Below are 21,738 nucleotides of genomic sequence, written 5' to 3'. Positions count from 1 at the left end.
GGCGGCCTCAGCGGGCCGTGGCCGGCTGCCGGTCGGCGCTGCGCCGCAGATGGGCGCCGCCGAGGCAGTCGCAGTTGATGATGTGCTGACGCAGGCGGCCCGCCGCCTGGTCCGGGTGTTCGTTGTGGTCGCTGGCGAAATTGCGCAGCAGACGGCGGCATTCCTGGCACTCGTTCTGGTAACGGCCGAAGCGGTCGTTGATGCGGCTCTGGCAATAACTGGGCAGGCGAGCGATGATCTGCTCCCGATGGCTTTCGAGCTGCTTCAAGGTGTTGATCATGTTGATATCCGACGGCGGGGCATGACAAAGACGTGCGCACTATAGCCAAACCCGTCCGCAAAAGCATTACGTCGAACGTCCTAGAAACAAGGTAATACGAGGCTCTCCGCCATGACCCAAGATCCTTTCCGCGCCCGTCGCCAACGCCTGCTGCAGGCCCTCGGCAACGGCGTCGCCGTCGTTCCCACCGCGCCCGAGCGGGTGCGCAACCGGGACACCCACCATCCCTACCGCTTCGATTCCTATTTCTGGTATCTCACCGGTTTTCCCGAGCCCGATGCGGTGCTGGTGCTGGTGGGCGGGGCCGAGCCCCAGTCCCTGCTCTTCTGCCGCGAGAAAAACGAGGAGCGGGAAATCTGGGACGGCTTCCGCTATGGTCCCGAGGCCGCCCGGGAAGCCTTCGGTGTCGATGCCGCCTATCCCATCGGCGAACTGGACGGCCGCCTGGCCGAACTGCTGGCGGACCGGGACTCCCTTTGGCATTCCCTCGGCCATGACAGCGACTGGGATGCCCGCATCGCCGGCGCCCTCAATGCGGTGCGGGCCCAGAGCCGGGCCGGCAAGCGGGCCCCGACGGAAATCCGCGACCTGCGCGCCGCCCTGGACCGGCAGCGCCTGGTGAAGGATGCCCACGAGCTGGACTGCATGCAGCGCGCCGCCGACATCGCCGCCGCCGGCCATGCCCGGGCCATGGCCCGCTGCCGTCCCGGCCTCGCCGAGTACGAGCTGGAGGCTGAGCTGACCTATGAATTCCGCCGCCGCGGCGCCTCCTCCCACGCCTATCCGCCCATCGTCGCCGGCGGTGCCAACGCCTGCGTCCTGCACTATGTGGAAAACGACAAGCTGCTGGCCGACGGCGCCCTGGTGCTGATCGACGCCGGCTGCGAGGTGGAGGGCTACGCCTCCGACATCACCCGCACCTTCCCCGTCAATGGCCGCTTTTCCGCGGCCCAGCGGGATGTCTACGAAATCGTCCTGGCGGCCCAGGCGGCAGCCATCGACGCCACCCGTCCCGGCGTCGCCTTCATGGCCCCCCACGATGCGGCGGTGCGGGTCCTGACCCGGGGCATGGTGGATCTGGGCCTGCTCAAGGGCGACGTGGATACCCTCGTCGAAGGCAAGGCCTATACCCGTTTTTACATGCACCGCACCGGCCACTGGCTGGGGCTGGACGTGCACGATGCCGGCGAATACAAGGAAGGGGACAACTGGGTGACCCTGCAGCCGGGCATGACCCTCACCGTCGAACCCGGCCTCTACATCCGCCCCGGCGACGACGTGCCGGCCCACCTGCACGGCATCGGCATCCGCATCGAGGACGACGTGGTGGTCACCGCCGACGGCTGCCGCGTCTACACCACGGCGCCCCGCACCGTGGCGGAGATCGAGGCGGTCATGGAGCATCTGTCGTGAGCGCCGCCCCCGATACCGACATCCTGGTCCTGGGCGCCGGCCCGGTGGGCATGACCCTGGCGCTGGCCCTGGCCGCCAGCCGGCACCGGGTGACCCTGGTGGATGCCGCCCCGGCCGACGCCGCAGCCGGCGATCCCCGGGCCCTGGCCCTGTCCCACGGCGCCCGCCAGCTGCTGGAAACCCTGGAGGCCTGGAACGCCCGGGCCGCCACCGCCATCGACCACATCCATATCTCCCAGCGGGACGGCTTCGGCCGCGCCGTCATGACCGCGGCCGACTACCAGCTGCCCTCCCTCGGCTACGTCATGCGCTACGGCGACCTGGCCGCGGCCCTGGCCGAACGGGTGGCCCGGACGCCGGCCATCAGCGTCCTGCGCCAGAGCAGGGCCGTGGATTGGCGTGCCGATGGGGCCGGCGTCGGCGTCACCCTGCAGCAGCAGGGCGAGGTGTTGCGCCTGGGCGCCCGCCTGCTGGTCCATGCCGAAGGCACGCCCTACGACGACCCGGCCGTGTCGGTGCGGGATTACCGCCAGCATGCGGTGCTGGCCGAAGTGCGCACCCGGGAACCCCACGGCCGCCAGGCCTGGGAGCGTTTCACCGCCGACGGTCCCCTGGCCCTGCTGCCCCTGGAGGACGGCTACGCCATCGTCTTCACCGTGCCGCCGGCCAAGGCCGACTGGCTCATGGGGCTGGACGACGAGGCCTTCGTCGCCGCCCTCCAGGCCCAGTTCGGCAACCGCCTCACCTTCACCGGCGCCGGCCCCCGGGCCCGCTTCCCCCTGGCCCTGCGCCTGCGCCAGGAGACCGTGGCCCAGCGGGAAGTGTGGGTCGGCAACACCGCCCAGACCCTGCATCCGGTCTCCGGCCAGGGCTTCAACCTGGGCCTGCGCGATGCCTGGGAACTGGCGTCCCTCCTGGCTCCCAGCCCGGACCCCGGGGCTGCGGCAACGCTCCAGGCCTACGCCCGGGGGCGACGGACGGACCGGCAGGGCAGCGCCCTGTTCACCGACGGCATCGTGCGTCTCTTCTCCAACGACATTGCCCCCCTGCGCCTGGCCCGGGGCCTGGGCCTGCTGGCCCTGGACCTGTTCCCGCCGGCCCGCCATTTTGTCGCCAAGCGCATGATCTGGGGCGCCCGCGCCTGGCCGTAAAGGGGCATTGACACCGCCAGGGCGGCGTTGCGCTGGCCCTTGTTGGCAGTGAGCCAACGGCGGGCCGGCGCGCCTTGCCCTGACGGTGCCACTGCCCCTTTCCGTTGAATGGAGGCGTGTTTCTGTCTGGCCCGGGCGACTTCCGGCAGCGAAAAAGCCAGTTGCTTACCCAGGTTGGGGTAGTCTTTGTTATCTGTGACTTATTTCACAAATTGGTTTTTCGGGTTCCGCCTGTGCCCCGCAAAGCCGCGCCCCGTCTGGTGACTATTTTTTAGGCAGCGCTTGGGGTAGAATCCGCCCCCTTCCTCACCCCTTTCTTGCCCGGCAATACCTATGGAATTTTGCGGTTTTACCTTGCGCAACAATCTGTTCGTCGCTCCCATGGCGGGGGTCACGGACCGGCCGTTCCGGCAATTGTGCAAGACCCTGGGCGCGGGCCTGGCGGTGTCCGAGATGGTCACCTCCAATTCCCTGCTCTACGGCAGCAAGAAAACCCAGCGCCGGGCCAACCACGAAGGGGAAGTGGCGCCCATTTCCGTGCAGATCGCCGGCGCCGATCCGGCCATGATGGCTGAGGCGGCCAAGTACAACGTGGACAACGGCGCCCAGATCATCGACATCAACATGGGCTGCCCTGCCAAGAAAGTGTGCAACGTCATGGCCGGCTCGGCCCTGATGCAGGACGAGGTGCTGGTGGGCCGCATCCTGGAGGCCGTGGTCGGCGCCGTGCCCGATACCCCGGTGACCCTCAAGTTCCGCACCGGCTGGAACCGCCTCAACAAGAACGCCCCCACCATCGCCCGCATCGCCGAGGCATCCGGCATCCGCGCCGTGGCCATCCATGGCCGCACCCGGGCCGACCAGTACACCGGCGAGGCCGAATACGAAACCATCGCCCTGGTGAAAAGCCAGATCGGCATTCCGGTGATCGCCAACGGCGACATCACCACCCCGGAAAAGGCCAGGCATGTGCTGGAAGTGACCGGCGCCGACGGCGTCATGATCGGTCGCGCCGCCCAGGGCCGGCCCTGGATTTTCCGCGAGATCGAACACTTCCTGAAGACCGGCGAGCACCTGCCCCCGCCCCGGGTGGAGGAAATCCACCGCATCCTGCAGGAGCACCTGCAGGACCTCTATGCCTTCTACGGCATCGAGACCGGGGTGAAGATCGCCCGCAAGCATATCTCCTGGTACACCAAGGGCCTGGTGGGTTCCGCCGCCTTCCGCAAGACCATGAACCAGCTCATGGAACTGGATGCCCAGCAGGCCGCCGTCAACGAATTCTTTGCCAGCCTGGCCCAGGCCGGCGAACACCTGAAGTACGAAGCACCACAACAAGAGCAGGATCACGATCTGGCCGCCTGAGCGGGAGCCGCGCGCTTCCCGGGCAGGCCGGACGCCGCCTCACAGAGGGCGTCAGCAACACACTTTTGGAGAGGTACCTCGGCCATGAGCCGCAATAACAATGATATTTCCGCCTGCGTGTTCGGGGCACTGGAGCAGTATTTCCGGGACCTGGACGGGGAGCGTCCGGCAGCCATCTACGACATGGTCATGCGTAATGTGGAAAAACCCATGCTGCAGATCGTTCTGCAGCAGGCCGGCGGCAACCAGACCCTGGCCGCCGAGATGCTGGGCATCAACCGCAATACCCTGCGCAAGAAACTGGTGGACTACAAGCTCATCTGAGCCCCACCCGTTCCCGTTTCATCGCCATTCACCGTTTTCAATCTTTCATCGCATCCACCATGAAAATCCGTCAAGCCCTCATTTCCGTTTCCGATAAGCGCGGCGTTCTCGAATTCGCCCAAGGCCTGGCCGCCCAAGGCGTCAAGCTCCTGTCCACCGGCGGCACCGCCAAGATGCTGCGCGACGCCGGCCTGGCGGTCACCGAAATCGGCGACTACACCGGCTTCCCGGAAATGCTCGACGGCCGCGTCAAGACCCTGCATCCCAAGGTGCACGGCGGCATCCTGGCCCGCCGCGACCTGCCCGAGCACCTGGCCACCATCGAGCAGCACGGCATTCCCACCATCGACCTGGTGTGCGTGAACCTCTATCCCTTCCGCGAGACCGTGGCCAAGCCCAACGTCACCCTGGAAGATGCCATCGAGAACATCGACATCGGCGGCCCCGCCATGGTCCGCTCCTCCGCCAAGAACTACGCCGGTGTCGCCATCGTCACCGATCCGGCCGACTACCAGCCCCTGCTGGACGAAATGCAGGGCCACGGCGGCGAGCTGTCCCTCAACACCCGCTTCGGCCTGGCCAAGAAGGCCTTCACCCATACCGCCCGCTACGATTCCGCCATCGCCAACTGGCTCACCAGCCTGGACGAGCAGAACCAGCCCCAGCAGTTCCCCGCCGCCTACCATGCCGCCTTCGACCGCGTCGAAGTGCTGCGCTACGGCGAGAACCCCCACCAGCAGGCCGCCTTCTACAAGGACCCGGTGCACACCCCCGGCGCCATCGCCAACTACAGCCAGCTGCAGGGCAAGGAACTGTCCTACAACAACATCGCCGATGCCGATGCCGCCTGGGAATGCGTCAAGGTCTTCGACACCCCGGCCTGCGTCATCATCAAGCACGCCAACCCCTGTGGCGTGGCCATCGGCGGCAAGCTGCTGGAAGCCTATGAAAATGCCTTCAAGACCGACTCCACCTCCGCCTTCGGCGGCATCATCGCCTTCAACGGCACCGTGGACGTGGATGTGGTGAACGCCATGAACGAGCGCAAGCACTTCGTCGAAGTGCTGATCGCCCCGGCCTTCACTGCCGCTGCCAAGGAACTGTTGGCCGGCAAGACCAACCTGCGGGTGCTGGAAGTGCCCCTGCAGCGCGCCTACCACGCCTTCGAATACAAGCGCGTCGGCGGCGGCCTGCTGATCCAGAGCCCGGACATGTTCAACGTCCAGCCCTCCGACCTGAAAGTGGTGACCAAGAAGGCCCCCACCGATGCCCAGCTGGAAGACCTGCTCTTTGCCTACCGCGTCGCCAAGTTCGTCAAGTCCAACGCCATCGTCTTCTGCGGCGGCGGCATGACCCTGGGCGTGGGTGCCGGCCAGATGAGCCGCGTCGATTCCACCAAGATCGCCGCCATCAAGGCCCAGGCCGCCGGCCTCTCCCTGGACGGTTCCTGTGTGGCATCCGACGCCTTCTTCCCCTTCCGCGACGGCGTGGACGTGCTGGCCCAGGCCGGCGCCAAGGCCGTGATCCAGCCCGGCGGCTCCATGCGTGACGCCGAAGTGATTGCCGCCGCCGACGAGCACGGCCTGGCCATGGTGGTCACCGGCGCCCGCCACTTCCGCCATTGATTGCGTGACGGGGCAGCCGGGCTGCCCCGCCGAGCGCATTGGTACAGTACCCAGTGCAATATCTGAGAAGCGCAAAGGACAAACAATGAAACTCCTCGTCATCGGTTCCGGCGGCCGCGAGCACGCCCTGGCCTGGAAGCTGTCCCAGTCCCCCGGCCTGCAGAAGGTCTACGTGGCGCCCGGCAACGCCGGCACCGCCCGGGAAGCGGAACTGGAAAACCTCAACATCACCGATCCGGTGGCCCTGGCCGACTTCGCCGAGAAGGAAAAGATCCACCTCACCCTGGTGGGTCCCGAGGCGCCCCTGGCAGCCGGCGTGGTCAATATCTTCCGCGCCCGGGGCCTGAAGATTTTCGGCCCCACCAAGGAAGCGGCCCAGCTGGAATCCTCCAAGGATTTCGCCAAGCGCTTCATGGCCCGCCACAAGATTCCCACCGCCGGCTTCGAGACCTTCTCCGACGCTGCCGCGGCCCACGCCTACGTGGATCGCCAGGGCGCCCCCATCGTCATCAAGGCCGACGGCCTGGCTGCCGGCAAGGGCGTGGTGGTGGCCATGGATCTGGCGGAAGCCCACGCCGCCATCGACCACATGCTCTCCGGCAACGCCCTGGGCGACGCTGGCGCCCGGGTGGTGATCGAGGACTTCCTCGACGGCGAGGAAGCCAGCTTCATCGTCATGGTGGACGGCAAGAACGTGCTGCCCCTGGCCTCCAGCCAGGACCACAAGCGCATCGGCGACGGCGACACCGGCCCCAACACCGGCGGCATGGGGGCCTATTCCCCGGCGCCCGTGGTGACTCCGGAAGTGCACGCCAAGGTCATGCGCGAAATCATCATGCCCACGGTGCGCGGCATGGAAGCCGACGGCATCCCCTTCACCGGCTTCCTCTACGCCGGTCTGATGATCGGCAAGGACGGCTCCGTGAAGACCCTGGAATTCAACTGCCGCATGGGCGACCCGGAAACCCAGCCCATCATGATGCGGCTCAAGTCCGACCTGACCAAGGTCCTGGAGCACGCCATCGCCGGCACCCTGGACCAGGTGGAAGCCGAGTGGGACCGCCGCGTCGCCCTCGGCGTGGTGCTGGCCGCCGCCAACTATCCCGACACGCCGAAGAAGGGCGACGTCATCACCGGCCTGCCGGCCCACGGCAACGCCTTCGGCGACGATGCCCAGGTCTTCCACGCCGGCACCAGCAGCGGCCCCAACGGCGAAGTGCTGACCTCCGGCGGCCGTGTGCTGTGCGTCACCGCCTTGGGCGACAACGTCAAGCTGGCCCAGAAGCGGGCCTACGAAGTGGCCGCCCAGGTGCGCTTCGACGGCGTCCAGTACCGCAAGGACATCGGCTACCGGGCCGTCAGCCGCTGAACCTTTGCGCGCAACACCACACTAAACAGCGGGGCGGCCATGACCGCCCCGTTTCTTTTCCCCTGCGAGAATTCCCCATGAGCCAGCTTCCCAGCAGCGCCCCCGTCCGCGCCTACCTCACCGACCTGCAGAACCGCATCATCGCCGCCCTCGAGGCCCTGGACGGCGGCACCTTCCGCCGCGATGCCTGGCAGCGGCCCCAGGGCGGCAGCGGCGAATCCCGGGTGATCGAGGAGAGCCACCTGTTCGAACGGGGCGGCGTCAATTTCTCCCATGTCACCGGCGGCAACCTGCCGCCGTCGGCCACCGCCAACCGGCCCGAACTGGCCGGCCGCAGCTTCGAGGCCATGGGCGTCTCCCTGGTGCTGCATCCGCGCAATCCCTACTGCCCCACGGCCCACATGAATGTGCGCTTCTTCATCGCCACGGCAGAGGGCCAGGAGCCGGTGTGGTGGTTCGGCGGCGGCATGGACCTGACCCCCTATTACGGCTTCGCCGAGGATGCCCGCCACTTCCACCAGACCTGCAAGGACGCCCTGGCGCCCTTCGGCGAGACGGTGCACCCGCGCTACAAGAAGTGGTGCGACGAATACTTCTTCCTCAAGCACCGCAACGAGCCCCGGGGCGTCGGCGGCGTCTTCTACGACGACCTCAACGAGGGCGGCTTCGAACGCTGCTTCGACCTCACCCGCAGCGTCGGCGATGCCTTCGTGTCGGCCTACCTGCCCATCCTGGAACAGCGCCGCCACCTGGCCTACGGCGAGCGGGAGCGGGACTTCCAGGCCTACCGCCGGGGCCGCTACGTGGAATTCAACCTGGTGTGGGACCGGGGCACCCTGTTCGGCCTGCAATCCGGCGGCCGCAGCGAATCCATCCTCATGTCCATGCCGCCGGTGGTCAAGTGGCGCTACGACTGGCAGCCGGAAGCGGGCAGCGCCGAAGCCGCCCTGTACACCGACTTCCTGCCGCCGCGGGATTGGGTCTAGGGCACCCGGCCCGGGAGGCAGGCGGGAAGCCATTCTCCCAGGCATGTCTGTCGAGAATGGTGTGGATACTGGCTGCTGGCGCAGGTCGTGCAACCGTCCGCCGGCGCCGGCAGCGGCCAATAAAAAAGGGAGCCATGGGCTCCCTTTTTTTCGTTGCGGCTTGGCTTACTTCAGCTTGCCCTTGACCACCTTCACCCGGTCCGGGTGCTTCACCGTCAGGTTGCCGCCGCCGCCGGTCAGGTTGCCGCAGGGGCAGGCGCTCTTGATGTGGGGCACCGAGTTGATGACGGTGGTGCAGTCCAGGCACTCGTAGTAGATGTCGCCGCCGGTGGGCAGGTTGGCCGCATCGGGGGCCGGCTCCACCGGGTAGAAGTTGTAGATTTTGCGCAGATCGATGTTGAGCATGACTAGTCCCCGTATACCCTCTGTGTTGTCTGTGTTTCCCTCGTTGGGATGACCATTCTAGCGCGCTTCCCGGCTGCCGCAACAGGCCCCCGTAAGGGGCCGTCGGGCCGTCAGTTGCGGTAGAGGTCCGGGCGCGAGCCCTGGCGGTAGTGGCGGTCGGCCTCGCCGGGGCGCTCCAGCTGGTCCAGCAGCCGGGCCAGTTCCAGGTGGGCATCGCGGCTTTCCTCCACCGAGAGGGAGGCTTCCAGGTAGTTCTGGGCCTTGCCCCACAGCTTCTGCTGCAGGCACAGCCGGCCCAGGGCCAGGAGCAGGCCGGCATCCCGGGGGCGCTGCTTGAGCCAGCCCTCGGCCCGGGCGATGCGGGCGGTGAGCTCGCCGCCGTCGGCGTCGGCCACGGCCACCTGGCCGTAGATTTCCACCAGGTCCGAATTCCAGTCGTCCTCGTCGCACTTTTCCAGGGTGCTTTCCACCACCTTCAGGGCCTCGGCCTTGGCGTCCAGGCTGAGCAGGGCCCGGGCCACGGTGGCGGCCAGGCGGGGCGAGCCTTCCCGGCTGGGGATGGTGCGCAGGTAGGCGAGCAGGGAAGGGGTGTCTTCCTGGCGCTGGCGGATGTTTTCCCGGTGGGCCTTGAGGATGATTTCCCGGGCCTGCTCCGGTGCCAGGGCGTCCCGCTTCTCCAACTGCCGGGCCAGGCGCAGTACCTGTTCCCAGTCCTTGCGGCCCTGCTGGGCTTTCAGTTCCAGGCGCATGGCGGCGATGTGGCGGCCGGCGGTTTCCTGTAGCTGGCGCAGGGCGTCCAGGGCGCCGCTGAAGTCCCGGGAATCCAGGCGCATCTCGGCGGTCAGCATGAGGCGGGCGACCCTCAGGTTGTTGTCCCCTTCAGCATCCTTCAGCCACTGGCCTTCCTTGGCGTTTTCGCGCAGGGCGTGGGCGGCCCGGGCGGCTACCAGGGCGGAGAGGCCGGGCACGTAACCGGCGCTGAAGGATTCCTCGGCCCGCTTCATGGATTGGCCGTAGCGGCCTTCGAAGAAGTGGCGCAGGGCGTCCTGCAGGGCGGTGGCGGCCTTGTCCTTGCTGCGCCGTTCGCGGAACTCGCTGACCCGGGCGGGCAGGCCCAGGGTCAGGGAAACCAGGCGCAGCAGGCCGTGCAGCACGGCGAAGGCGGCGATGAGGCCGATGATCAGCAGGTTGAGGGAGACTTCCAGACGCCAGGGCGGGAACACCACCAGCACGTAGCCGTCATTGACCCGGGCCGCCAGGGCCAGGCCGACGGCGGCGGCGAACAGGGCGAGAATCCAGAACAGGCCTCTCATTTGCGCTCCTTGGCCAGCTTCAGGGTCTTCAGGGCGTTGAGGCTGTCGTTGAGCAGGGGCAGCTCGATGACGATTTCGGTGCCGGCCAGCTGCTTGACGCTGGCGATGGCGGTCTGCACCGACTTGTCGTTGGTGTTGAAGTAGCGCTCCAGCCAGGCCTGGGACATCTTCAGCTCGCTGCGGAAGGTCCACTGGTCCCGGGAAAGCAGGGCCAGGCGGGCATTGAGCAGGCGCAGCTTGAGGTTCTCCCGCAGGAAGAAGCTCTGGGAGGGGGAGAGCAGGGCCGGTTCGGGGCGGTCGAAGCGCTGGATGCGCACCAGGCCCTTCACCTCGCTCCACAGGTCCAGGCCCAGGCGCTGCCAGAAGCCGCTGGCGGGCGTACCGTCAGGGGCGGCTTCCTTGGCCTCCTTCTCGGGCTTGGGGCGCTCGTCGAAGGCTAGGGCCAGGGTGTCGGTGGCGACGATGATGTTTTCCAGGCGCAGGTTCATGCCGGAAACATCCACATAGGGAGCGGCACGCAGCTTTTCCAGATCCCGGTTGATGGTCTTGCGCAGGGCGGTGAACTGGGGCCGTTCGCTGCGGGAGAGGCGGGCGTCGGCGGCCTGCAGGGCCAGGATGGCGCCCTGCACGTTGCCGGCCAGCTGCAGCTGCTGGGCGGCCAGGGTGACGCTCTGCTCGATTTCGGCCAGGGCCGCTTCGTCCCGGTTGCGGGCCAGGTCCTGGTAGAGGTTTTCCAGGGCGGCCTGCTGGTTCTGGGATTCGGCCAGCTTGGCTTCCAGGGCGCCCAGCTTGGCCTGCAGACGGCCCACTTCCTCCTGGGACTGCTTGGCCACGCCCCGGGTTTCCTTGGACAGGCTGTCTGCGTCGGCCAGGCGCTTGGCCAGTTCCTGCTGGGTGTCGGAGAGCTTGATGCGGGTTTCCACCCACTGCCAGCCGGCCAGGCCCAGGGCCACCACGGCGACGCCGATCCAGGGATTGCGCCAGGCTTCCTGGCGCGGCTTGGCCGGGGGCGGGGTGGGGGACGCCGCAGGCGTCGTCTCGGCAGGGGCAGGGCTCTCGTTGGGGGGCAGGGAGTCGTTCATGGCTGGGGCCGTGTTGTCTGAAGCGAATTATTGAGCCCAATTATAGGCGCATAAGCCGGCCAATAGGCCCTGGTCGGCAGGGGGCGTGAGGATGACCCGTTGCAGTCCCAGGTCCTTGGCCCCCTGGGCGATGCGCTCGTGGGGGACGAACAGGGGCGTTTGGGCCAGGCGGCGGCGGCCGTCTTCGTCCAGCAACTGCCACAGGTGGCGCAGGGCTTCGCTGGAGGAGATGATGATGGCATCAAGGCGGCCGGCGGTCCAGGCCTGCTCCAGGGCTGCCGTGCCCTGGCTCGGCGGGCGGCGGTGGTAGCAGGTGAGCACGTCCACCGTGGCGCCCCGGGCTTCCAGGGTTTCCCGCAGCAGCTCCCGGCCGCCATCGCCGCGCAGGATCAGCACCTTCTTGCCGGCCACGGCCTCGGCCTGGAATTCCGGCAGTTCCAGCAATGCCTCGGAGTCGAAACGTTCCCTGGGGGCGATGACCTGGCCCAGGCCGAAGCGGGCCCAGGCCTTTTCCGTGCCGGTGCCGACGCCGGCCGGGCGGGTGCCGGCCGGCCAGGGGCCGGCCGCCAGGAGAGTGGGCAGGGCGTGTTCCACCGCATTGGGACTGACGCAGAAGACGATGGCGTAGTCCGCCAGACGGGGGGCCACGGCCTGCAGCGCTGCCGGGTCGGCGGCCTCGATTTCCAGCAGGGGGTAGAGCAGGGGAGTGCCGCCGGCAGCGGCAATGGCCTGGGCCAGGCTGTCCGCCTGGGCCCGGGGCCGGGTGACGACGATGGTGCGGCCGGTCAGGGGCATGTCATTTTTGCCACAGAGGGCACAGAGAACACAGAGGGGAAAACCGGCAGGAGGGAATCCACGTCAGTGGCAACTCCTTGCCTTTGCTTTGCCCTCGTTTTTCTCTGCGTTCTCTGTGCCCTCTGTGGCTAAGGGTTTTCAATCAGTGCTTGGCACAAGCCAGGGCGGCGAGGATTTCGCCGGCGCCCTTGGCCTTCAGGTCCTCGGCCAGCTGGCGGCCCAGGGCGGCGGCTTCCACCGGGGTGCCCCAGGCTTCGCCTTCCACCATCTGCTGGCCGTCCACGCTGGCGACGAAGCCCCGCAGCCAGACCTGGCCGTTTTTCATTTCGGCGTAACCGCCCAGGGGAATCTGGCAGCTGCCGCCCAGGGCCCGGGAGAAGGCCCGCTCGGCGATGACGCAGGCGGCGGTGGTGGCGTCGTTGAGGGGCGCCACCCAGGCGGCGGCATCCAGGCGGTCGGCCCGCACCTCGATGCCCAGGGCGCCCTGGCCGGGGGCCGGCAGGGACTGCTCGGGGGTGAGCACGGAGCGGATGCGGTCTGAGAGGCCCAGGCGGATGAGGCCGGCGGCGGCCAGGATGATGGCGTCGTACTGGCCTTCGTCGAGCTTGCGCAGGCGGGTGTCCAGGTTGCCGCGCAGGCTGCGGATCTGCAGCTTGGGGTACTTGGCCCGCAGGATGGCTTCCCGGCGCAGGCTGGAGGTGCCGACCACGGCGCCTTCCGGCAGGTCTTCCAGGTCGCGGAACTTATTGGAGACGAAGGCGTCCCGGGGATTCTCCCGGGCGGAGATGGCCACCAGGGCGAAGCCTTCGGGCATGTCCATGGGCACGTCCTTCAGGGAGTGCACCGCCAGGTCGGCCCGGCCTTCTTCCATGGCCACTTCCAGTTCCTTGATGAAGAGGCCCTTGCCGCCGATGGTGGACAGGGGGCGGTCGAGGATCTGGTCGCCCTGGGTGGTCATGCCCAGGATGGAGACTTCGGCGCCGGCGTGGATCTCGGCCAGGCGGTCGCGCACGTGCTCGGCCTGCCACATGGCCAGGCGGGATTCCCGGGAGGCGATGACGATGCGGGAAGGAGTGGTGACAGTAGCGGGCGTAGTGGTCAAAGCGGTCCCCGGAAAAGCGTGAAAATGCCGTGCGGCGGGTGGAAAAAAGTGGCGCCCATTCTAGCATGGGGGCGGGGCGCCACTTTGATGCGGCACAAAAGCGCCATCCCCGGCGCGGCATCGGTGAAAACCCCCATAGGCGCCTCTGTTGCAGCGCAGTAATCTGGCCGGGTCATGACTCGCATCCAAGGAAAAACCGTGTCCCTGCACGCTCCCGCCCCTTCTGCCGACCTCTCCGCCGCCGCCGACAAGGACCAGCCCCTGCGGGAGGACATCCGCCTCCTCGGCCGCCTCCTCGGCGACACCGTGCGCGAACAGGAGGGCGGCGAGGCCTTCACCGCCGTCGAGACCATCCGCCAGATCGCCGTGCGCTTCGCCCGGGACCAGGAGCCTGCGGCCCGGGACGAGCTGGCCGCCATCCTCAACGGCCTGCCCCGGGACACCATGCTCTCCGTGGTGCGGGCCTTCACCTATTTCCTGCACTTCGCCAACATCGCCGAGGATCAGCACCACATCCGCCGCCGCCGCACCCATGAAATCGCCGGCTCCGAGGCGCGGGAAGGCAGTCTGGCCTACGCCCTGGAGCGCCTGGCCGAAGCCGGCGTCGGCGGCGGGGCCCTGGCCGAGGCCCTCGGTCATGCCCTGGTCTCGCCGGTGCTGACGGCCCACCCCACCGAGGTCAGCCGCAAGAGCATCCTGCACTGCCAGCGGGAGGTGGCCCGCCTGCTGGATACCCGGGACCGGGTGGCCATGACCCCGGAAGAGGCGGCCGACAACGACGCCGCCCTGCGCGCCGCCGTGCTCACCCTGTGGCGTACCCGCATGCTGCGGCCCAACCGGCTGGCGGTGGTGGACGAGGTGAAGAACGGCATCAGCTACTACGACGACACCTTCTTCGCCGAACTGCCCCGGCTCTACTGCCAGTTCGAGGATCAGCTGAAATCCCGCTTCCCGGAGCAGTCCTGGGACCTGCCCAATTTCTTCCGCATCGGCAGCTGGATCGGCGGCGACCGGGACGGCAACCCCTTCGTCACCGCCGACATCCTCAAGGAGGCCCTGCGCCTGCAGTCGTCCGCCGCCCTGGATTTCTATCTCGACGAAATCCACGCCCTCGGCGCCGACCTGCCCCTGTCCCAGATGCTGCTGCCCGTGTCGGCGGAACTGGCGGCCCTGGCCGACCGCTCCCCGGACCGTTCCCCCCACCGGGCGGACGAAGCCTACCGGCGCGCCCTCACCGGCATCTACGCCCGCCTGGCCGCCACCTCCGAATCCCTGGACCGGCACCCGCCGCTGCGCCACGCCGTGGCCGAGAGCGCGCCCTATGACTCGTCCGCCGCCCTGGTGGCCGATCTCCAGGTGCTGGCCGCCTCCCTCGCCGCCCACGGCGCCGGCCTGCTGGCCCGGGGCCGCCTGCGCCGCCTGATCCGGGCGGTGCAGGTGTTCGGCTTCCACCTGGCCCCCATCGACCTGCGCCAGAACTCGGACGTGCACGAACGCAGCGTCGCCGAACTGCTGGCCTTGGCCGGCCGCCTGCCTTCCGTCGCAGCCTATTCCGCCCTCGACGAAGCCGCACGCATCGCCCTGCTGGCGGAGGAAATCGCCAGCCCCCGGCCCCTCTACTCGCCCTACCTGGCGTACTCGGAAGAAACGGCCGGCGAACTGGCCATCTTCTTCGCCGCCCGGGAACTGAAGGCCCGCTACGGCGACGCCGCCCTGCCCAACTGCATCATCTCCAAGACCGACGGCGCTTCCGACCTGCTGGAAGTGGCCCTGCTGGCCAAGGAGGCCGGGCTGCTGATTCCGGGTGCCCAACCGAAGCTGGCGGTAAACATCATTCCCCTGTTCGAGACCATCGACGACCTGCGCCGCTCCGCCCCGGTCATGGCCAGCCTCTTTGCCCTGCCGGCCTACCGGGCCCTGGTGGCCGCCCGGGGCGAGGAGCAGGAGGTGATGCTGGGCTATTCGGACAGCAACAAGGACGGCGGCTTCCTCACTTCCGGCTGGGAGCTGTACAAGGCCGAGATCGACCTGACCCGGGTTTTTGCCGCAGCAGGCGTGCGCCTGCGCCTCTTCCACGGCCGCGGCGGTTCCGTCGGCCGGGGCGGCGGCCCCAGCTATCAGGCCATCCTGGCCCAGCCCGCCGGCGCTGTCTCCGGCCAGATCCGCATCACCGAGCAGGGCGAGGTGATCGCCTCCAAGTACGCCAACCCGGAAGTGGGCCGGCGCAACCTGGAGATTCTCGCCGCCGCCACCCTGGAAGCCACCCTCACCGACCACGAAAACCGGGTGGAGCCGGCCCGGCCCTACCACGCCGTGCTCGACCGCCTTTCCCAGCTGGCCTTTGCCGCCTACCGGGGCCTGGTGTACGAGACCCCGGGCTTTACCACCTATTTCCGCGAATCGACGCCGGTTTCCGAGATCGCCAACCTCAACATCGGCAGCCGCCCGGCCTCGCGCAAGAAGTCGGAGGCCATCGAAGACCTGCGGGCCATTCCCTGGGTCTTCAGTTGGGCCCAGTGCCGCCTCATGCTGCCCGGCTGGTACGGCTTTGGCAGCGCCGTCGAGGCCTGGCTGGGCGAGCACCCGGAAGGGCGGGAGGCGGGTCTGGCCACCCTGCGCAAGATGTACCGCAACTGGCCCTTCTTCCGCACCCTGCTCTCCAACATGGACATGGTGCTGGCCAAGAGCGACATCGCCATCGCTTCCCGCTACGCCGAACTGGTGACCGATGCCGAGCTGCGCGCCGCCATCTTCGGCCGCATCAAGGCCGAGTGGGAGCGCACCCGGGAACTGCTGCTGGCCATCGAGGACCAGGCCGAACTGCTGGCGGACAACCCGCTCCTGAAGCGCTCCATCCGCAACCGCTTCCCCTACATGGACCCGCTGAATCACCTGCAGGTGGAACTGCTGCACCGCCACCGGGCCGGGGAGACGGACGAGCGCATCCGCCGCGGCATCCACCTCACCATCAACGGGGTGGCCGCCGGTCTGCGCAACAGCGGCTGATATCCCGTCAGGGTGTTTTATAAGCAATTGTTTTTACTAATCGTAATCTATTGTGCACTGCGGATTGACTGCAAATAAAGGCTCTCTATAGTGTCGGGCGAGATACGGTAAATACGATTTCATAATTCGTAATTTGTTGCGCCTGGCGGTGGTGCCAGGTGACAGTCGCTGGAAATAGGGGGGCGGGCCGCCAGGCCTTTCCCCCTTTTCTGTGCCATGGCCAGGGCAGCAAAAACCGACCTCGATCCAATCAAACACAACGCGAGGGAGTTTTTATGCAGCAGCAAGCACAGGTCATGGAGACCAAGATTGTCATGTCCGACCCCACCGCCCTGGGGGTGTTCGGCCTGGCCACCGTCACTTTCGTCGCCGCCTCCGCCAAACTGGGCTGGACCAGCGGCGTCACCTACCTGATCCCCTGGGCCCTGTTCCTGGGTTCCATCGCCCAGATCTGGGCCTCCACCATCGACTTCAAGAAGAACAACTACTTCGGCGCCATCGTTCTCGGCGCCTACGGCCTGTTCTGGATCGCCGTGGCCATGCACTGGGCCATCAGCCTGGGCTGGTTCGGCGAGATCGATGCGGCCAAGGCCGACCCGCGCCAGTTCGCCTTTGCCTGTATCGCCTACTTCATCTTCTCCATCTTCATCATGGTGGCGGCTTTCGAAGCCAACAAGGTGTTCGCCGCCATCCTGGTGCTGATCAACGTGCTGCTGCCTTCCCTGGCCCTCTCCATGCTGGGCGTGGCCCCCGCCTTCTTCAGCGGTGCCGCCGCCTGGTCCGAACTGGCCATCGCCCTGCTGGGGTTCTATGCCGCCGGTTCCATCTTCATCAACAGCTACTTCGGCCGCACCCTGCTGCCCCTGGGCAAGCCCCTGGGCCTGATCCGCAAGGGCCCGGCCAAGTAAGCGCCACCACGGCAGCTCCCGCCCGTGCGGGAGCGCCTGCCAGCGGGGCCGGCGAGGGCAACCTCCCCGGCCCCGTTCTTTTGTCATAAAAATATTCCAAAACAATCGTTGGGTCCGGCCCCGGCGCCTTCCTAGACTGGCTGCTGTCCGGCGGCCCTTTGCCGCCTCCCGTCTCCGGAGGCCCCATGCAGCAACCCACCACTCTCATCGCCCACCACGCCCGCTACCGGCCCGAACACGCGGCCGTGGTCTTCGCCGACGGCCGGCAGACCCGGCGCCTCACCTGGCGCCAGTTCCACCGCCGGGTCAATCGCCTGGCCAACGCCCTGCTGGCCCTGGGTATCAGGAAAGGGGACCGGGTGGCGACGGTGCTGCCCAACAGCCTGGAGCTGCTGGAAATCTACTGGGCGGTGCCGCGCATCGGCGCCGTGCTGGTACCCCTCTCGCCCCTGCTCAACGCCGCCGGCCTCGGCAGCCTGCTGGCGGATGCGGGAGCGGCGGCGCTCTTCATCCACCCCGCTGCGGCGGCGGAAGTGGATGGCCTGGGCCAGGCCCTGCCCGCCCTGGCCCGGGAGCGCATCGTGGTGGTGGGGGAGGGCGATCCCTCATCTGCCGCGCCCTTGGATTCCGGGACTTCCCCGGGCGACCATCCCGCCTATGCTGCCCTCACCGCAGCGGCTTCCGAGGACGAGCCGGCCGTGCCCCACCCCGCCGGCGACGACATCTTCGCCATCATGTATTCCAGCGGCACCACGGGCCAGCCCAAGGGCATCCTGCAGTCCCACGCCTGCCGCGCCGCCTATTGCACCCTGCTGGCCTCCACCTGGCGCATGACGCCGGAGTCGGTGGTGCTGCACAGCGGCGGCATCGTCTTCAACGGCGCCCTGCTGACCATGTTCCCCGCCTTCTACCTGGGGGCCACCTATGTCCTGGCCGGGGCCTTCGATGCGGCCCTGGCCATCGACCTGATTGCGCAGGAAAAGGTGACTCACACGGTGGTGGTGCCCTCCCAGATCGTCGCCATCCTGGACCACCCGGATTTCGCCGCGGAGAAGCTGGCCAGCATCGAGACCTTCCTCTCCGTCGGCGCCCCCCTGCTGCAGGAGCGCAAGCAGGCTTTGAACCGGCTCCTGCCCAACCGCTTCTACGAGCTGTACGGCCTCACCGAAGGCTTCATCACCGTGCTCGACCGCAGCCAGTCCCTGCGCAAGCCTCTCTCGGTGGGCACCCCGCCCCAGTTCTACGAGCTGCGCATCGTCGGCGAGGACGGCCGCGACCTGCCCCCCGGCGCAGTGGGGGAGGTGGTGGGCAAGGGGCCCATCCTCATGAGCGGCTACTACAACCGGCCCGAGCTGACGGCCCAGACCCTCAAGGACGGCTGGCTGCATACCGGCGACCTGGGCTACCGGGATGAGGAGGGCTACCTGCACCTGGTGGACCGCAAGAAGGACATGATCGATTCCGGCGGGGTCAAGGTGTACCCCAAGGACATCGAGGAGGTGGCCGCCCGCCACCCGGCGGTGCGGGAGGTGGCGGTGTTCGGCATTCCCCACGATAAATGGGGCGAGACGCCCCATGCCGCCATCGTCCTGCGGCAGCCGGCGGCGGCGAGCCCGACGGAACTGCGGGACTGGGTGAACGAGCGGGTGGCGGCCAAGTACCAGCGCCTGCATTCGGTGGAGATCGTCCCCGACTTTCCGCGCAACGCCGCCGGCAAGACCTTGAAGCGCACCCTGCGGGACCCCTGGTGGGCCGGGCGGGAGCGGCAGATCTAGGGACTAGCGCGGAGCCACCAGGATGGGTGGCTGCAAACCTAGAAGGGACGGCTATCTCCGCCATGCCATGCCGGAGATGGCCGTCCCTTCTGCCTCTTGGCAGGGCTTGTGTTCGGCGGCCGGCGCCCCCATTTCCTCCGGCATTGCTTGATGACGTTCTGTGTCGTCGTTGTAACACCTTGTAAGGTCAGGCGCATGGCGGCGGATTTTCGGTAGTCTTCTGCCGTGCCCCAACTTTTGGAGGATATAAGACCATGACCAAAATCCCCTTCCGTCCCCTGCCGTTCCGTTTCTCCCGCAGCGTCGCCGCCTTTGCCGCCGGCGGCCTGCTGGCCTTCGTCGCCGCCCAGGCCGACCTGTCCCTGATCTCCCGCTCCAACGCCGCCCCCGCCACGGTTGCCGCCGCCTCCGCCGCGGCCGTCCCAGGGCCCGCCGCCGGCGCGCCCCTGGCCGCTTTGCCGGACTTTTCCGCCCTGGTGGAGCAGGTGGGTTCGGCGGTGGTGAACATTTCCACCGTGACCCTGGCCAAGAACAGCAACGTCAGCGGCATCAATCCCAACGACCCCTTCTACGACTTCCTGCGCCGCTTCGGCATCGCCCCCGGCATGGGCTCCCAGCAACCCCAGGAAAGCCGCGGCATCGGCTCCGGCTTCATCGTCAGCGCCGACGGCTATGTGCTGACCAACGCCCACGTGGTGGCCGATGCCGACGAGGTGGCGGTGAAGCTCACCGACAAGCGGGAATTCAAGGCCAAGGTGGTGGGCATCGACCGCCGCAGCGACGTGGCCCTGATCAAGATCGCCGCCAGCAACCTGCCCACGGTGCGCATCGGCAGCCCGGACCGCCTCAAGGTGGGCGAGTGGGTGGCCGCCATCGGCGCCCCCTTCGGCTTCGAGAACTCCGTCACCGCCGGCATCGTCAGCGCCAAGTCCCGGGCCCTGCCCGACGAGACCTACGTGCCCTTCATCCAGACCGACGTGGCCATCAACCCGGGCAACTCCGGCGGCCCCCTGTTCAACCTCAAGGGCGAGGTGGTGGGCATCAACTCCCAGATCTACAGCCGTTCCGGCGGCTACCAGGGCATCTCCTTCGCCATCCCCATCGACGTCGCCATGAAGGTCAAGGAGCAGCTGCAGAAGACCGGCAAGGTGCAGCGCGGCCGCCTCGGCGTCACCATGCAGCCGGTGACCAAGGAACTGGCCGAGTCCTTCGGTCTGGCCAAGCCCGTGGGCGCCCTGGTGACCGGAGTAGACCGCAGCAGCCCGGCGGACAAGGCCGGCCTGCAGCCCGGCGACGTCATCATCGCCCTGGACGGCGTGCCCATCGAGGAGGCCACCGACCTGCCGCGCAAGGTGGGCGACAGTGCTCCCGGCACCAAGCTCGGCCTCACCGTGCTGCGGGACGGCAAGCGCCTGGAGAAGCAGGCCGTGCTGGCCGCCATGCCCAGCGAGACGGCGCCCCAGGCCCGGGGCGAGAGCGCCGGCGGCGGCCGCGTCGGCCTCGCCGTGCGTTCCCTCTCCCGGGAAGAGGCGGCGGCCCTGGGCAGCAGCGGCGTGGTGGTGGTGGGAGTGAACGGCCCCGCCGCCCGGGCCGGCCTGCAGGAAGGGGACGTGGTCCTGGCGGTGAACAACACCCGGGTCTCCTCCCCGGCCCAGCTCAAGGAACTGCTGGACCAGGCCGGCAAGCGCTTCGCCCTGCTCATCCAGCGGGAGGACGCCCGCCTCTACGTGCCGGTGCGCACCGACTGAGGCCGCCGGCTTCTACTCCCCGCGGGGCCCGGGCTATAGTGACAAGCCCGGGCCCTTTTTCTTGGCCCCATCCCTAATTCCCTGCCGCCTCCGGAGCCGCCCATGGACCTTGCCCAGCTGACCGATGCCCTGCAACGGGACGCCGCCTGGGTGGTCTTCCTCAACGTGCTGCTGCAGCAACTGGGGCTGCCGGTGCCGGCGGTGCCGACCCTGCTGCTGGCCGGCAGCCTGGCCGCCTCGCCCCTGCACGGTATGCAATTGCTGGCCGCCGCCGTGCTGGCCTCGGTCCTGGCGGACTGGGTGTGGTACCTGGCCGGACGCAGCTTCGGCTACCGGGTCCTGGCCGGCCTCTGCCGCCTCTCCATCAACCCGGGCTCCTGCGTCAGCGCCACGGAAGCCCGCTTCACCCGCTGGGGCGCCTGGTCCCTGGTGCTGGCCAAGTTCATCCCCGGCTTTTCCACCGTGGCCCCGCCCATCGCTGGCTCCCTGCGCCTGGCCCTGCCGTCCTTCCTCGCCGCCGCCGCCCTGTGGGCCGGCGGCGCCATCCTGGCCGGCTGGTGGCTGCGGGGCGAACTGCAGCAGGTCCTGGCCCGCCTGCAGGGCAACGGCGACCTGGCCGTGACGCTGCTCTTGGCCCTGATGGGCCTGTGGCTGGGCTGGAAGTTCTGGCAGAAATACCGTTTCGAGAAGCTGTCCGCCATTCCCCACCTCACCCCGGCGGAACTGGCCGATGCCCTGCAGTCCGCCGCCCCGCCCCTGTTCCTCGACCTGCGCGGCGAGGCCATGATCCGGGAGACGGGCCTTCTCCCCGGCGCCACCGCCGCCACCCTGGACGACCTGGCGGAGCGGGCCGCCCACTGGCCCCGGGAGGCCCTGGTGGCGACCCTGTGTAACTGCCCCGCCGATGCCAGCGCCGTGCAGGCCGCCCGTCGCCTGATGGCCCTGGGCTACCGCAACGTGCGCCCGGTGCGGGGCGGCTACGAGGCCTGGCTGGCCCAGCAGGCCGGAGGTGGCGCCATGGCGGCCGTCGCCGATGAGGCTTCCAGCGGCGGCCTCTCCCGCCCATAATCGTCCCAGGCCATGACGGCGTA

18 protein-coding genes are annotated in these 21,738 nt (G+C 68.2%); 12 read left to right on the top strand and 6 right to left on the bottom strand.

What is annotated here, in order from left to right; translation table 11 throughout:
- Window positions 1-7: 7 nt before the first annotated feature.
- Window positions 8-280 (bottom strand): hypothetical protein, encoded by a 273-nt coding sequence (locus AC1RTA_RS04830; protein WP_014236678.1) that lies wholly within the window; start codon window positions 278-280, stop codon window positions 8-10.
- Window positions 281-391: 111 nt separating this feature from the next.
- On the opposite strand from AC1RTA_RS04830, the gene pepP reads away from it, so the two are divergent.
- The 7 genes from pepP (at window position 392) to hemF (ending at window position 8,513) form a co-directional block, all read left to right on the top strand.
- Window positions 392-1,693, top strand: a complete 1,302-nt coding sequence (gene pepP, locus AC1RTA_RS04825; RefSeq protein ID WP_492784094.1) for a Xaa-Pro aminopeptidase — start codon at window positions 392-394, stop codon at window positions 1,691-1,693.
- Window positions 1,690-2,844 carry an FAD-dependent monooxygenase gene (locus AC1RTA_RS04820; RefSeq protein WP_492784093.1) on the top strand — a complete coding sequence of 385 codons (1,155 nt, stop codon included), beginning with the start codon at window positions 1,690-1,692 and terminating at the stop codon, window positions 2,842-2,844. Before pepP ends, AC1RTA_RS04820 begins: the two co-directional genes overlap by 4 nt.
- Before the next feature lie 333 nt (window positions 2,845-3,177).
- Entirely contained in the window at window positions 3,178-4,209 is a 1,032-nt protein-coding gene (gene dusB / locus AC1RTA_RS04815; RefSeq protein ID WP_014236681.1) for a tRNA dihydrouridine synthase DusB, read from the top strand.
- An 84-nt stretch (window positions 4,210-4,293) separates the two neighbouring features.
- On the top strand, window positions 4,294-4,533 hold the full coding sequence (locus AC1RTA_RS04810; protein ID WP_014236682.1) for a helix-turn-helix domain-containing protein: 240 nt from the start codon (window positions 4,294-4,296) through the stop codon (window positions 4,531-4,533).
- Window positions 4,534-4,592: 59 nt separating this feature from the next.
- Window positions 4,593-6,158, top strand: coding sequence for a bifunctional phosphoribosylaminoimidazolecarboxamide formyltransferase/IMP cyclohydrolase (gene purH / locus AC1RTA_RS04805; protein WP_492784092.1), 1,566 nt, complete (start codon window positions 4,593-4,595; stop codon window positions 6,156-6,158).
- A gap of 85 nt (window positions 6,159-6,243) precedes the next feature.
- Entirely contained in the window at window positions 6,244-7,527 is a 1,284-nt protein-coding gene (gene purD / locus AC1RTA_RS04800; RefSeq protein ID WP_014236684.1) for a phosphoribosylamine--glycine ligase, read from the top strand.
- A 77-nt stretch (window positions 7,528-7,604) separates the two neighbouring features.
- Window positions 7,605-8,513, top strand: coding sequence for an oxygen-dependent coproporphyrinogen oxidase (gene hemF / locus AC1RTA_RS04795; RefSeq protein ID WP_492784091.1), 909 nt, complete (start codon window positions 7,605-7,607; stop codon window positions 8,511-8,513).
- Window positions 8,514-8,678: 165 nt separating this feature from the next.
- On the opposite strand, the gene AC1RTA_RS04790 is transcribed toward hemF, so the two are convergent.
- The 5 genes from AC1RTA_RS04790 to hemC all read right to left on the bottom strand — a co-directional run bounded on the left by AC1RTA_RS04790 (window position 8,679) and on the right by hemC (window position 13,210).
- Window positions 8,679-8,918: a hypothetical protein gene (locus tag AC1RTA_RS04790; RefSeq protein WP_014236686.1), complete on the bottom strand. Its 240-nt coding sequence runs from the start codon at window positions 8,916-8,918 to the stop codon at window positions 8,679-8,681.
- A 110-nt stretch (window positions 8,919-9,028) separates the two neighbouring features.
- Entirely contained in the window at window positions 9,029-10,231 is a 1,203-nt protein-coding gene (locus tag AC1RTA_RS04785) for a heme biosynthesis HemY N-terminal domain-containing protein (RefSeq protein ID WP_492784090.1), read from the bottom strand.
- The gene (locus AC1RTA_RS04780) at window positions 10,228-11,313 is read right to left on the bottom strand and encodes a uroporphyrinogen-III C-methyltransferase (protein WP_492784089.1); all 1,086 of its coding nucleotides are present in this window, start codon (window positions 11,311-11,313) and stop codon (window positions 10,228-10,230) included. Before AC1RTA_RS04780 ends, AC1RTA_RS04785 begins: the two co-directional genes overlap by 4 nt.
- 27 nt (window positions 11,314-11,340) lie before the next feature.
- A complete protein-coding gene (locus tag AC1RTA_RS04775) occupies window positions 11,341-12,108 on the bottom strand; it encodes a uroporphyrinogen-III synthase (protein WP_492784088.1) in 768 nt (255 codons plus the stop codon).
- A gap of 142 nt (window positions 12,109-12,250) precedes the next feature.
- A complete protein-coding gene (hemC, locus tag AC1RTA_RS04770; protein WP_492784087.1) occupies window positions 12,251-13,210 on the bottom strand; it encodes a hydroxymethylbilane synthase in 960 nt (319 codons plus the stop codon).
- Window positions 13,211-13,408: 198 nt separating this feature from the next.
- Between hemC and ppc the strand changes: the two genes are divergently transcribed.
- The 5 genes from ppc to AC1RTA_RS04745 all read left to right on the top strand — a co-directional run bounded on the left by ppc (window position 13,409) and on the right by AC1RTA_RS04745 (window position 21,715).
- Window positions 13,409-16,216 (top strand): phosphoenolpyruvate carboxylase, encoded by a 2,808-nt coding sequence (gene ppc, locus AC1RTA_RS04765; RefSeq protein ID WP_492784086.1) that lies wholly within the window; start codon window positions 13,409-13,411, stop codon window positions 16,214-16,216.
- A gap of 275 nt (window positions 16,217-16,491) precedes the next feature.
- A complete protein-coding gene (locus tag AC1RTA_RS04760; protein ID WP_014236692.1) occupies window positions 16,492-17,124 on the top strand; it encodes an acetate uptake transporter in 633 nt (210 codons plus the stop codon).
- 185 nt (window positions 17,125-17,309) lie between these two features.
- Entirely contained in the window at window positions 17,310-18,899 is a 1,590-nt protein-coding gene (locus tag AC1RTA_RS04755; RefSeq protein WP_492784085.1) for a class I adenylate-forming enzyme family protein, read from the top strand.
- A 254-nt stretch (window positions 18,900-19,153) separates the two neighbouring features.
- Window positions 19,154-20,647 carry a DegQ family serine endoprotease gene (locus AC1RTA_RS04750; RefSeq protein WP_416243050.1) on the top strand — a complete coding sequence of 498 codons (1,494 nt, stop codon included), beginning with the start codon at window positions 19,154-19,156 and terminating at the stop codon, window positions 20,645-20,647.
- Window positions 20,648-20,749: 102 nt separating this feature from the next.
- Window positions 20,750-21,715: a rhodanese-like domain-containing protein gene (locus tag AC1RTA_RS04745; RefSeq protein ID WP_492784084.1), complete on the top strand. Its 966-nt coding sequence runs from the start codon at window positions 20,750-20,752 to the stop codon at window positions 21,713-21,715.
- The last annotated feature ends 23 nt before the right edge of the window (window positions 21,716-21,738 follow it).

The sequence above is a fragment of the Azospira sp. MPR-E4 genome (genome assembly GCF_058809645.1).
The sequence above is the reverse complement of the archived record's forward strand: the minus strand, read 5'-3'. Positions and strand labels throughout refer to the sequence as shown.